The following is a 12,788-nucleotide window of genomic DNA, read 5'->3' on the forward strand; positions in this document are numbered from 1 at the left end:
AGGTCCTCCCAGTAGATGTGCGGTGGCGGGAAGGATACTTCAGCGTGCTGACACCGCAGCCGTGCTCCCCGTCATCGACGGTCCGGGAGGTTCGCCCGACGAGGCCACCGTCGGCCCCGTCCTTACATGGCCGACATGGCCGACACGGCGGACGGCTCTTGCATCAGCTCAGCCCGCCCATCCGGATTCGAATGGCTCTTGTGGGTCTCGCGGCCGATGCCCGACTGCTCGTAGCCGACGCAGGCTTCCTCAGACTACGGAGAGCAAGTCCACCACGAAGACGAGCGTGGAACCCGCCGGGATCAACGGCGAGGGGGACTGATTGCCGTAGCCGAGGCGCGGGGGGACGATGATCTCGCGTCGACCGCCGACCTTCATCCCCCTGAGTCCCCGGTCCCAGCCCTTGATGACCCTGCCACCGCCCACGGCGAACTTGAACGGCTGACCCCGGTCCCAGGAAGCGTCGAACTCCAATCCGGACTCGAAGGTGACCCCGACGTAGTGAACCCGGACAACCCTGCCCGGCTTCGCCTCGGGCCCGTCCCCGACGACGAGGTCCCGGATTGTCAGCTCCTCGGGAGCATCGCCGGCCGGAAGTTCGACCTCGGGCTTGGTCAGTTCACTCATCGCAGCCTCATTGCTCTCCGCGGAATCCCTCGTACAGACCAGCCGGGCGCATGGTCACTCCATGCAGTAGATGATCACGCTACCGAGAAGGCCGACCGACTGAAGTACATCAAACCCCACGGAGCACGGCGCGGCGTCACTGGGCGTGCTCCGTCTTCGGTATCGCCATGGCGAGCCCTGCCGGAACAGGACCTGCAACTCGTACGGCGCAAGTCGCTCGATGAGGTCCGGTACGAACGGTTTCACGAACGATCACGCCTTGGGAAGGGACGTCCTAGAAGAAGCCGAGCTTCTTCGGCGAGTAGCTGACGAGCAGGTTCTTCGTCTGCTGGTAGTGCTCCAGCATCATCTTGTGGGTCTCGCGGCCGATGCCCGACTGCTTGTAGCCGCCGAAGGCCGCGTGCGCGGGGTAGGCGTGGTAGCAGTTCGTCCAGATCCGGCCCGCCTGGATCGCGCGGCCCGCCCGGTAGGCCGTGTTGACGTCGCGGGTCCAGACGCCGGCGCCCAGGCCGTACGCCGTGTCGTTCGCGATGCGCACGGCGTCGTCGAAGTCCTGGAAGGAGGTCACCGACACCACCGGGCCGAAGATCTCCTCCTGGAAGATCCGCATGCGGTTGTCGCCCTCGAAGACGGTCGGCTGGACGTAGAACCCGCCCGCCAGTTCCCCGCCGTGTTCCACGCGCTCCCCGCCGGTGAGGATCTTCGCGCCCTCCTGCCGGCCGATCTCCACGTACGACAGGACCTTCTTCAACTGCTCTGCCGAGGCCTGCGCGCCGATCATCGTCTCCGTGTCCAACGGATGCCCCGGCACGATCAGTTCGGTGCGGGCCACGGCCGCGTCGAGGAAGTCCCCGTAGCGGCCGTGCTGGATCAGGGCGCGGGAGGGGCTGGTGCACACCTCGCCCTGGTTGAGGGCGAACATCGTGAACCCTTCGAGGGCCTTGTCCCGCAGATCGTCGTCAGCGGTCCAGATGTCGTCGAAGAAGAGGTTGGGACTCTTGCCGCCCAGCTCCAGGGTGACCGGCTTGAGATACTCCGCGGCGTACTGCATGATCAGCCGCCCGGTGGAGGTCTCCCCGGTGAAGGCCACCTTCGCGACGCGCGGACTGGACGCGAGCGGCTTGCCGGCCTCCTCGCCGAAGCCGTTGACGATGTTCACCACGCCCGGCGGCAGCAGGTCGGCGATCAGACTCATCAGGTAGTGCACCGACACCGGGGTCTGCTCGGCAGGTTTCAGTACCACCGTGTTGCCCGCGGCCAGGGCCGGCGCCAGCTTCCACACCGCCATCAGGATGGGGAAGTTCCACGGGATGATCTGGGCGACCACGCCCAGCGGCTCGTGGAAGTGATAGGCCACCGTATCGTCGTCGATCTGGCTGAGGGCCCCCTCCTGGGCGCGCAGCGCACCCGCGAAGTAGCGGAACTGGTCGACGGCGAGCGGAATGTCGGCGGCCAGCGTCTCGCGGATCGGTTTGCCGTTCTCCCAGGTCTCCGCGACCGCGAGCGCCTCCAGGTTCCGCTCCATCCGGTCCGCGATGCGCAGCAGGATCGTGGAACGCTCGGTGGCCGAGGTGCGCCCCCACGCGGGCGCGGCGGCGTGCGCCGCGTCCAGTGCGCGCTCGACGTCCTCGGCCGTGCCGCGCGCGACCTCCGTGAAGGTCTCGCCGGTCACGGGGGAGGGGTTGGCGAAGTACCCGCCGAGCGCGGGCCCGACGTGCTCGCCGCCGATGAAATGACCGTAGCGGGACGCGTAGGACATGAGTGCGCCTTCGGTACCGGGCGCAGCGTAACGGGCCATGACGGTCCTCCCCTTGCCGGGCACCGGCCGTCGTCGGCCGGTGCTCGCCGTGACGCTAGGGGCGGGCAGGTTGCCGGTACGTTGCACGGCCGCGCGGAGAACCGGCCGGGTGCGGCGCCGCGTTGGCGCTGCCGCGAGCCGTCCCGTCCTCCCGGGCGGTGTGCACCCGCCCGGCGCGCGGCAAGTCCCCCGGCGGCGCTCCGAGTTCCGTGTCGATGGCCCGTACGCGGGCCAGCGCGGCGATCCGGCCGGCAGACGGGAGCACGGCCGCCAGGGCCCGCCAGACTTCGGCGTCCTCCGCGCCCCACGGGCTGCACACCCAGTCGGTCAGCAGCCCCGGGTCGGCCCGGGCGATCACGGCGGCCCGGGCCTGCTCCTCGATGAGGCGCCGGAGGCGGGCGACGCCGGGCGCGGTGGACGCGGGCAGCAGCGGGCCCGGGTAGCGGGCCAGCGCCGCCGAGACGGCGCCCGAGGCCAGGTGGCGGGTGACGGCGGCGAAGTCGGCCTCCATGGGCGCGGCTGTGCGGTAGGGGCGGGAGAGCGGGGCCTGGTGGCCCAACAGGCCCCGCAGCCGCGACATTTCGGCGCGCAGGGTCACCGGTGACACCGACTCGTCCTCGTACAGGGCGATCGCCAGTTCCTCCCCCGACAACCCCTCGGGGTGGTGCGCGAGCAACGCCATGATCTCGCTGTGCCGCCGCCCGAGCCGCACCTCACGGCCACCTCCGGTCAGCAGCGCCTCGTCGCGGCCCAGCGCGGTGAGACGGTCCCCGGCTGCCGGGGGCGCCGGATCGAGCAGCGCGAGCCGGGCCTCCGCAGCGCAAGCCACCGCCCGCACGAAGCCGAGCGAGTGCGGATGGGCCAGCCAGTCGCCCCCGGTGACATCGACGGCGCCGAGCAGCCTTCCGGTGCGCGGATCACGGACCGGAGCCGCCGCGCAGGTCCACGGGTGCACCCTCCGGCTGAAGTGCTCCGCGCCGAAGACCTGGACCGGCTCCCCGACCGCGACCGCGGTGCCGGGGGCGTTCGTGCCCATCGCCGTTTCCGCCCAGCGGGCACCCGGTACGAAGCCGAGGCCCTCCGCGCGCCGCATAGTGGAAGGTTCGCCCTCCACCCAGAGCAGGCTGCCCCGCGCGTCGCACACCGCCAGCAGATGGGCCCCGTCCGAGGCGAAGGCACCCACGAGGTCCCGGAACAGCGGGAGCACCCGGGCCAGCGGATGCTGCTCCCGGTAGGACCGCAGTTCCGCCCCGGCCAGCTCCACCCGGGGCACGCACTCCGGGCTGACCCGGGCCCGGGCACAGCGCCGCCAGGACCGCGCGATGACCGCCCGCACCGGGGGCTCGACCCGCCCGTCCTGGGTGAACGCGGCGTGGGCCCGCCGTAGTTCCCGCGTCCGCCGGGCGGGGTCGGCCCCACCCGGCAGAGCCACCGAAGGATCGTCCATGTCGCCCTCTCGCGGTGCCTTGGTACCCGGAGCGCCCCATCGTCGTCCCGGCCCGCCGCCTCGACAAGCGGTACGTCGGCCAGTGCGGGCCCGGCCTGATCCACATGGCCGCGCCCGGTTCGAAAGGCGGGTGCCGCAGTCGCGGGGGCGCCGTCCTTCGACAGCCCAGCGCCGACGTTGAGCCATGCACTGGTAGAAGCCGATGCCGAGCTCGTTGTCGGGGGGCGTCTGCCATTCGGCCCAGCCGCACTCCAGGGCGCGGGCGAACTCCCGCAGCCGCTCGAGGAGCAGGCGGCCGATCCCGGCCCCGCGATACCCGTCCTGGATGTAGAGGCAGTCCATGTAGGCGAACCGTTCGGCGCCCCAGGTGGCGAAATCGGTGGTGGCGGTCATGAATCCGCAGGGCTTCCCGGCGTCCGTCGCCGCCCAGCCGTGCAGTGCCGGCGGGTTCGCGAACAGGGCCGCCCGCCAGCGTTCGACCTGGCCGTTCTCGCGGAAGTCCGCCTTCTCGTACGCGGCGTGCTCGCCGCACAGTTCCAGCAGTGCGTCCAACTGGCCCGGCTCGATCGGCCGCACCTCGATGTGGTGGTTACGAGAACAACCCCGCCGTCCGGCGGAGGCCGTCACGGGGCCGTATGCGTGCGGGTTGTCGCATGCACGGGTTCCTCAAGCTGCGGCCCGGGTGCGGGAACCGCATGTCACGACGCCCGTTGCCCGTTCTCCTCGCGGGCGTTGCTCGCTCGGTCCGTGGCCGGTGCGCTGTGCGATGGCTTCGACTCGACGGGCTGCCTTCACCGCGGGCGTCGGGGATTCCCGGGCGAGGTCTTCGGTCGCGGCCGTGACCGTTTCGAGCAGGGTGTCCAGCTCGGGTGGCGGTGGGACGGTCCTCGCGCCGACTTCGACGATGTGGTTGTCGCGGCCAGGAGGACACCCACCCGGCCTCATGCGAACCGCCGAAGACTCAGGGCGGCTCCTTCCTCCACGCGCGCAGCGGTCCCTGCTAACTCCCGTCGTCGACGAGGAACTCGAGATCGCCGATCGCGAACTCGCCGAGCGCGAACGCGCCACCGAGCTTCTGGTACTCCACCCAGGCCGCCGGAGCGATGCGGGCGAAGGCCGCGAGATGCAACCGCAGCAGCAGCCGGAACGCCAGCTCCGCCGAGAGCGTCCGCACGCAGACGGCGAGCACCTCCCGCAGTTCCACCGAGAACGGTGCCGCCTCGACGGCCCGCAGCACCCTGTCCCGCAGCAGCGGCGCATCCCACTCCTGGTCGGTCTCGGGCGGCACGCTCCCGTGGGTGCGCTGCCGGTCATGGCTGACCTGCAGGAAGCGGCGGAGCAAGTCCCGGCCGGACTCGGATGGTCCGAACCGGTAGTCCCCGCCCGTCGCCGCCGTCCAGAGCAGCTTGATCTGCCCGTCGCTCAGTACCGAGCCGATCATCAGTGAGACGTCACGCTCCAGCGCCGCGACCGTCTCCCTGGAGTGCACGGTTTCGAGGACCACGTCCTCGGGCTCCCCGGAATGGCGCCAGTCCTGGTGGAAGGCTCCCGCCAGCCTGGTCAGGCCGAAGTCGAATTCGGTGAATCGCGCGCGGGGCATGTCTCTCCTAGGTCGTCTCCAGCGCGGCCAGCGCAGCCGCCGGGTCCGTGGACGGTGGGCCCGCCGGGAGCCAGTGGCCCGCCGCGCGGCGGTACGGCCACCAGCGGCCGTCGCCGCCCAGGCGGAGCTGGCGGTCGCCGGCCGGCTGCGTCCAGCGGGCGCGGATCCGGCGGAACACCGGGGCGGGGGTGTCGGAGTCCGCCCCGTCGGGCCAGGCCGACGCCAGTGAGGCCCGGGCCCGGGCGAGGGACGCCCGGTCCGGGGTCCAGTCCTCCTCCAGTACCGCGACGGCCGGGGCCCCGCCGAAGCCCCAGGCGAGTACGGCCCGGTCCATGGCAGCCCGGTTCCTGTCGGTAGCCGCCGACAGGCGGGAGCGGACCCGAAGGTCATGGGCCTCCGCCATGAGCCGTACGGCGTCTTGCGCCACCGTGGGCCCGGGCTGCGGGGCGCGCTCCGCGTGGGCCGGAGCGAGCGCCTCCGCGAGCAGCAGGTACGCCTGCGACGCGGCCGCCTGCGCCAGGAACTCCACTCCGTCCACATCCAGGCCCGGCGGCTCCGTCCCCGTCTCCGTGTCCAGCGTCGGAGGCTGCCCCGGCGCGTCCGGTAGCCGCGCGGGCGGAGGCAGCGGGGGCAGGGCGGATGCCGCCGCGTAGACCTCGGACGCGGGGACACCGACCTCGGCGGGGGATTGCGGAGCTTCCGCTTCCGTGCTGCGCTCCTCCAGCTCGGACAGCAGCGCGGGCTCCGCGCGCCCGCGCAGCAGCAGCAACACGAAGGGGTCCTGGTCCAGCAGCCGCGCCACCTGGTAGCAGAGCGCCGCCGTGTGCGGGCAGTGGTCCCACTCGCCGCAGTCGCAGCGCGGGTCCAGGTCCCCGATCCCGGGCAGCAGCTCCACCCCGGCCGCCGCCGCGTCCTCCGCGAGCTCCGGCGGTACCTCCCGCTCGAGCAGCGCCGCGATGTGGCCGGACTCGGCGGCCGCCAGCCCGAGCAGCCGATCCCATTGCGCTTCGGTGAACTCCTGCACCAGGACGTCGGTCCGGTGCGCCGTCCCGTCCGGGTCGCGCACCACGGCCGTCAGCCGGCCCGGCCGTACGGACACGGCTCCGACCGCGCCCGAACGCGCGTACCGCCGGCCCTGCTTGACCTGCTGCCCGTCGAGCGCACTGTCCTCCAGGGCGCGCAGCCAGGCATGGCCCCACCAGGTACCGGCGAAGCCGCGGCCCGGAGTGGGCGGGAGCGGGGGGAAGGTCTTCTCGTACGGGCCCTTCTCGTACGGGTCCTTCTCGTTCATCCGTGTCGCTCCCCGGGGCCGGTCGGGCGGAGCGCGACGAGTTCGGCCAGCTCCGCGTCGCTCAGTTCGGTCAGTGCCGTCTCGCCGCCCGTGAGCACGGCGTCGGCCAGGGCGCGCTTGGCCTCGAGCATTTCGGCGATCCGGTCTTCGACGGTGCCTTCGGCGATGATGCGGTGGACTTGGACGGGCTGGGTCTGGCCGATGCGGTAGGCGCGGTCGGTGGCCTGTTCTTCGACGGCGGGGTTCCACCAGCGGTCGTAGTGGATGACGTGGGCGGCGCGGGTGAGGTTGAGGCCGGTGCCCGCTGCTTTGAGGGAGAGCAGGAACACGGGTACTTCGCCGGCCTGGAAGCGGTCCACGAGTTCCTCGCGGCGGGGCACGGGCGTGCCTCCGTGGAGCAGTTGGGAGGCGATGCCGCGTGCGGCGAGGTGGCGTTCGAGGAGCCGGGCCATCGTCACGTACTGCGAGAACACCAGGACCGAGCCGCCCTCGGCCAGGATCGTGTCGAGCAGCTCGTCGAGGAGCTCCAGCTTGCCGGAGGCCGCTCCGGCGTTGCCCCTCACGCCGTGTTCCGCGGCTTCGTCCCTGCCCAGATACTGCGCGGGATGGTTGCAGATCTGCTTGAGCGAGGTCAGCAGTTTGACGACGAGCCCTCGGCGCTCCATTCCGTCCGCCCCGGCGATCGCGGCGAGGGTCTCGCGCACGACCGCCTCGTACAGCCCGGCTTGTTCGGGGGTCAGGGAGACGGCGTGGTCGGTCTCCGTCTTCGGCGGCAGTTCGGGCGCGATCCCGGGATCGGACTTCTTGCGGCGCAGCAGGAACGGCCTCACCAGCGCGCCCAGTCGGGCCGCCGCGCGCGGGTCGCGGCCGCTTTCGACCGGCTCGGCGTAGCGAGTGCGGAACGTGCCGAGGCGGCCGAGGAGGCCGGGCGTGGTCCAGTCGAGGACGGCCCAGAGCTCGGACAGGTTGTTTTCGACCGGGGTACCGGTGAGGGCCACGCGGGCGTCCGAGTGGATGGTGCGCAGGGCCTTGGCGGTCGAGGAGCGCGGATTCTTGACGTGCTGGGCCTCGTCGGCGACGACCATGCCCCAGCGGACGGCGGCGAGCCGGGGCGCGTCCAGGCGCATGGTGCCGTAGGTGGTGAGGACGAATCCCCCGGTCGTCTCCTCGAGGCTGCGGCCCGCGCCGTGGAAGCGGCGCACGGGTGTGCCGGGGGCGAACTTCTCGATCTCCCGCTGCCAGTTGCCCAGCAGTGAGGCCGGGCAGACCACCAGCGTCGGGCCCTGATGCCTGTGCTCCTGACGGTGGAGGTGCAGGGCGATCAGCGTGACCGTCTTGCCGAGGCCCATGTCGTCGGCGAGGCAGGCGCCGAAGCCGAGCGCGGTGAGGCGGTCGAGCCAGCGCAGGCCGCGGAGCTGGTAGTCGCGCAGGGTGGCGTGGAGGGCGTCCGGGGCCTGCACATCGGCGTGTTCCGGGAGGCCGTGCTCGGGGTCGGCTTGCTCCGGGCCAACTCGCTCCGGGTCGGCGGTGAGGACCGTGCGGAGCTGTGCCAGCGGACCGGTGGCCTCTACGTCGTACCGCGTACCGTCGAGCTCCGCCGAGCCGGTCAGTACGGCGGCCAGCGCGTCGGCGGCCGTCACCTCGAGGTCCTGGCGGGCGAGGTCCCGGGCCCGGCGGGCCTGGGCCGGATCGATCAGGACCCACTGGTCACGCAGCCGGACCAGGGGCCGCTTCGCCTCGGCGAGCCGGTTCAGCTCCTCGGCGGTCAGGTCGCCCTGGTCGCCGAGGGCGTAGCGCCGGCCGACGGGGTGCGCGGCGCCGACGGAGAGCAGGCCGGGCAGGGCGGGTCCGGTGGCGGGGCGGCCCACGACGGCCCGGGCGGTGAGCGTACGGGCGAGCCCGCGCGGCCAGTGCACCAGCACCCCGTGGGCGGCCAGGGCGCCTGCGGCCTCCCCGAGCAGCTCCGCGACCTCCTCGTCGGCGAGTTCCACCGCGTCGGGGACGGCGGCGGTGAGCAGCGGGCTGAGCGGCGACCACAGGCGGGCGGCGCGGCGCAGGGCCCGGAGCGCGTCCAGGCGGGCGCGGGGCGGGAAGGCGGCCGCGGCGGGTCCGGAGCCGGCCCAGACATCGGCGGCGTCCGCGACGAGGGTGGCGTCGGCGAGGCCGTGCATCTGCAGGACGGCGCGGAAGACAGGGGGTTCGGCGTCCGGGTCGACCTCGATGCGGAGCGAGACGCGCACCCCGGCGTCGTGGCCGGCGGCGATCTCCGCGGCCCAGTCGCGCAGCTCGGGGTGGAGCCGGGCCGGGCGGGCGGCGTAGGCGGAGCCGCCGACGGCGGCGGGTGCGGCGGGGGAGCGGGGCAGGGTGTCGGCGACGGCGTCGAGGAAGGCGCGCAACAGCGTCTCCGGGGCGGGCAGCCTCGGCGGGGCGGCGGCTTCGCGATCCCCGCCGAGGCTGTCGTTGCCGCCGTTGCCGTTGCCGTTGCCGTTGCCGTTGCCGCTGCCGCCGCTGGCTGCGTAGCCGTCGCGGGCGTCGACGGGTACGCAGTGTGCGTCGGGCGGCATGGCCGCCGCCAGGTCCCGGACCTCCTCCAGGTCGGCGGCGTCCAGCGGCCCGAGCCGCCATGCGTCGTACCCGGCGGGGCTGAGCCCGGGCAGCAGAAGCCCGCGGGCGGCGAAACGCAGCGCCAGCAGGGCGGCGGCGCCCCAGAAGGGCGCGGCTCCGGCGGAGGAGGCGGCCCGGACCCGGGTGAGCAGCGGCAGGGCCTCGGCGAGGGGCAGGACGCGGGCCGTCACCGTGGCACGCCGCAGGTCGGGCGTGACGACGGTGAGTTCCTCTGCGGCGCCCACGCCGTCGAGGCCGTCGAGGTGGATGTCCGCGTCCGGATCCGCACTCCAGAAGGCGATCCGGCCGTCGCGGGCCGGTTCGGCGGGGAGGAAGACGGCGGAGCAGGGGATGAGGCCGGAGATAGTCGGGAGCACGCATTCCTCAAACTTGACTACCGGATGCAGGGTGGCCGAGAGTAACCCATCCGCGGCTGCCTAGGCCCGCGGCGACACCGTGACCCGGATCACGGTGCCGGCTGCTCTCGGGATGGCGATCGGGATCGGACTCGGGATCGCGATGAGGATCGGGATCGGGATCGCGATGGGGGTCGGGATCGGGATCGCGGATGTGATCGGGAACGCGAGAGCGGGAGCGGGCGTTGTGCGGGGTAGTGGCCGACGGAGAAAGAGGTGCCGCAGATGTCCACGAGCGGAAAGATCGCGGTTGCCGGAGTGGCGGCAGCCATCGTGCTGTTCTGGGCGGTCGGATTCTGGGCAGGGCTTCTGGTCCTGATCGGTGTCCCCGTGGCCGCCTACCTGCTGTTGGACTCCTCCCAGCGTCGTAGGCTGCGGGGGATGTCCAGGAAGCAGATCGGCCGCTGACAGCGGCTGGGGGGTCAGTCATGAGCACGGCGAGTACGGCCGGCGGGGCGCGGGTCGCGGCGGTCAGCAGCAACGAGGTCTATTCGTTCACGAAGCCCACGCGCGAGAGCATCACGCTCCTCGAAGGGCTGGGGGTGGAGGGAGACGTCCATGCGGGGGTCACGGTCAAGCACCGTTCCCGGGTGGCTCAGGACCCCACACAGCCGAATCTCCGGCAGGTGCACCTGATCCACCGGGAGCTCTTCGAGGAGGTGGCCGGTGCGGGCCACCAGGTCGAGCCGGGCCAGCTCGGGGAGAACGTCACCACGGAAGGCATAGACCTGCTCGGCCTGCCCGTCGGCACCCTGCTGCGCCTCGGTGAGGACGCGGTGGTCGAGGTGACCGGTCTGCGCAATCCGTGCCTGCAGATCGACAACTTCCAGCACGGGCTGCTCAAGCAGGTCGTGAGCCGCGACATCGAGGGCAACCTGCTGCGCAAGGCCGGAATCATGGGCGTGGTCCATCAGGGCGGCACCATCCGCCCCGGCGACACCATCGAGGTCACGCTCCCCCCGACCCCGCACATCGCCCTCGACCGGGTCTGACCCAGCCGGAGCCCGGCCCGGCTAGACCCGGCCGGGCCCACCCGGGCACCAACCTGGCCGGGGTCCACCCGGGCACCGCACTCGGCCGGGCTCGCCCAGGCGCCGCACCCCGTGGGAGCCCCCGCTCAGGCAGGCCGCACGGCGATCCGGTCCAGTGCCGCCAGGAGTTCGGCCCGCTCCGGCATGTCTCCGTGCGCCTCCGTCGGTACGGTCAGCACCTCGCTCGGTTCCTCGTCCAGCAGGACGAAGGCGGCCCCGCCGGTGCGGGCCACCATCGACCACCCGGGCCCGTCGACGCGCAGCGCCCGGGCCTCGTCCCCTGCGAAGGACGACCGCACCCTGCCGGGCGGCGGCGGGTTCTTCGTGTACCCCAGAGCCTCCGCCAGGGCCCGCGCCAGCCCCGGGTGCGCGGCGGCCGCGGCCCCGCCGTCCGTGGCCACGCGCTCGCTCCAGTCGGCCCACTCCCGGGCTATCTGGTCGGCGCCCATCCGACGCTGCACCGAACCCCAGGCCTCGGCCGACGGCGGAGCCAGCGGCACCCGCCCGGTGCCGTCCGCGCCCTGCTCGGGATCGTGCGGATCGGGGATCCCCGCCGTGGCCACCGCGAGCATCAGCGGCCAGCCCGCGAGGGAGACCACGATGGACCGTTCGTCGGGGGACAGGTCGTACTCCATCCCGCAGTCCCACGAGGCGATGGCCATGGCCACCAGCGAGACGTCGTCGACCACGACCGTCCAGCGCGCGCCCTCCTCGTCCTGCCCCAGCACCAGCCCGTACCCGGCGGCCGCCGGCGGCACGCCCAGCAGCGAGCAGGCCTCCGGGTAGTCGTCACCCAGGATGCTCGGGAACTGCGCGGGGGTCAGCAGCACGGCTGTCAGCACGTACAGCGAACCGCCGTCCTCCTCTTCGGACACGTGACCTCCCGGTCGTTCTCTCGTCGGCGCACCCTAACCAGCGAGTAACCGCCGCGTCGAGAGCCCACGGGAGCCGATTTCCACGCCCGCCACCTGCGCGTAGGTCCGGTCACCGCCACAGAGGGGCGCCGCGGCCCCGGGCCGAGCCGGGCTGGGGGTGGTCTCCGGGCTCGAATCCGGCCGAGGAGGCTTCGAGCCGGCCGAGGGCTTCCGCGCCGTCCACCGGCTTCCGCGCCGTCCACCGGCTCCCCGCCTTCCACCGGCTCCCCGCCACCTACGGGTTTCCCCCGGGGCTTCGTCCGGTCCCAAGGGCCCGCGAGCCCCGGGCGAGTGGCCGACGTAGAAGATCCGTTGGTCAAAGAGTGCGGACCGCCAGTGCGAGGAAGCGGGTGTCCTCGTCGGCGTACGAGGTCATCTGCCATCCCGAACCGGCCAGCAGCGGGCCGAGGTTGGGCTTGGCGCGCATGTCGTCCGGGGTCAGTTCGCGGCCGTGGCGCGCCGCGAGGGCAGCGCGGCCGATCGGGTGGAACAGTGCGAGCCTGCCGCCCGGGCGGACCACTCGGGCGAGCTCGCGCAAGTTGGCCCCGGGGTCGGGCAGATGGGCGATGAGACCGGCTGCGAATACCGCGTCCAGTGCTCCGTCGCGCAGCGGCAGCCGTGCCACGTCCGCCAGCAGCAGGGCCCCCTCCGCGTCCCGGCCGGCCTCGAGCGCGGCGGCCAGCATCTGCGGGGTGACATCGGCGCCGAGCACCGTTCCCGACGGGCCGACGGCCGCGCGGAGCGCGGTCAGGGCCCGTCCGGTTCCGCAGCCGGCGTCGAGCACCCGGTCCCCGGGGCGCAGTCCGAACTCGCCCACGGCGGTCGCGAAGGCGTGCCCGTCCCCAGGGAATTTGCGGTCCCAGCCGGCCGCGCGAGCCCCGAAGAACTCCTGGACGTGGCCGCGGTCCCGGGTCTGGTCCTGGGGCCGGCCGCGCCTCTTGCCCCCGGACTGGTCCTGGGTGTGGTCCTGCGTACGGTCTTCGCTCATGTGCCCATGATCCCGCACCGCGGCTCCGGCACATGCCTGCGGAACGTGTGCAAGGTGATACGTGGTGTGATC

Annotated in this window: 10 protein-coding genes and 1 pseudogene; 2 read left to right on the top strand and 9 right to left on the bottom strand. The window is 72.9% G+C overall.

The genetic code is table 11. The annotated features are described in order from the left end of the window. Positions 1–249 precede the first annotated feature (249 nt). From OTB20_RS09055 to OTB20_RS09085, 7 genes and pseudogenes are all read right to left on the bottom strand, one after another. A complete protein-coding gene (locus tag OTB20_RS09055) occupies positions 250–627 on the bottom strand; it encodes an FKBP-type peptidyl-prolyl cis-trans isomerase (protein ID WP_324290352.1) in 378 nt (125 codons plus the stop codon). Positions 628–901: 274 nt separating this feature from the next. Beyond that, positions 902–2,425: an aldehyde dehydrogenase family protein gene (locus OTB20_RS09060; protein ID WP_267816215.1), complete on the bottom strand. Its 1,524-nt coding sequence runs from the start codon at positions 2,423–2,425 to the stop codon at positions 902–904. A gap of 55 nt (positions 2,426–2,480) precedes the next feature. After that, positions 2,481–3,872 carry a GAF domain-containing protein gene (locus tag OTB20_RS09065; RefSeq protein WP_267816327.1) on the bottom strand — a complete coding sequence of 464 codons (1,392 nt, stop codon included), beginning with the start codon at positions 3,870–3,872 and terminating at the stop codon, positions 2,481–2,483. A 201-nt stretch (positions 3,873–4,073) separates the two neighbouring features. Further along, a pseudogene (locus OTB20_RS09070) lies at positions 4,074–4,499 on the bottom strand (GNAT family N-acetyltransferase); the annotation flags it as partial. Positions 4,500–4,872: 373 nt separating this feature from the next. Continuing rightward, complete coding sequence (locus OTB20_RS09075) at positions 4,873–5,472, bottom strand: hypothetical protein (RefSeq protein ID WP_267816217.1); 600 nt, start codon at positions 5,470–5,472, stop codon at positions 4,873–4,875. Between the two features lie 7 nt (positions 5,473–5,479). After that, a complete protein-coding gene (locus OTB20_RS09080) occupies positions 5,480–6,763 on the bottom strand; it encodes an SWF or SNF family helicase (RefSeq protein WP_267816219.1) in 1,284 nt (427 codons plus the stop codon). Then, complete coding sequence (locus OTB20_RS09085) at positions 6,760–9,744, bottom strand: DEAD/DEAH box helicase (protein WP_267816221.1); 2,985 nt, start codon at positions 9,742–9,744, stop codon at positions 6,760–6,762. The genes OTB20_RS09080 and OTB20_RS09085 overlap by 4 nt, the downstream gene beginning before the upstream one ends. A 264-nt stretch (positions 9,745–10,008) precedes the next feature. On the opposite strand from OTB20_RS09085, the gene OTB20_RS09090 reads away from it, so the two are divergent. Together OTB20_RS09090 and OTB20_RS09095 are read left to right on the top strand one after the other, a co-directional pair. Continuing rightward, on the top strand, positions 10,009–10,191 hold the full coding sequence (locus OTB20_RS09090) for a hypothetical protein (RefSeq protein ID WP_267757303.1): 183 nt from the start codon (positions 10,009–10,011) through the stop codon (positions 10,189–10,191). A 20-nt stretch (positions 10,192–10,211) separates the two neighbouring features. Further along, positions 10,212–10,775: an MOSC domain-containing protein gene (locus OTB20_RS09095; RefSeq protein WP_267816223.1), complete on the top strand. Its 564-nt coding sequence runs from the start codon at positions 10,212–10,214 to the stop codon at positions 10,773–10,775. A 125-nt stretch (positions 10,776–10,900) separates the two neighbouring features. Here the strand turns inward: OTB20_RS09095 and OTB20_RS09100 are convergent, their stop codons facing one another. Then, a complete protein-coding gene (locus tag OTB20_RS09100; RefSeq protein ID WP_267816225.1) occupies positions 10,901–11,689 on the bottom strand; it encodes a hypothetical protein in 789 nt (262 codons plus the stop codon). Between the two features lie 355 nt (positions 11,690–12,044). Next, positions 12,045–12,716, bottom strand: a complete 672-nt coding sequence (locus OTB20_RS09105) for a class I SAM-dependent methyltransferase (RefSeq protein WP_267816227.1) — start codon at positions 12,714–12,716, stop codon at positions 12,045–12,047. Positions 12,717–12,788 lie beyond the last annotated feature (72 nt).

Origin of the sequence: Streptomyces sp. H27-H1 (genome assembly GCF_026627445.1) — a bacterium.
In the GTDB taxonomy this organism is placed as follows: Bacteria; Actinomycetota; Actinomycetes; order Streptomycetales; family Streptomycetaceae; genus Streptomyces.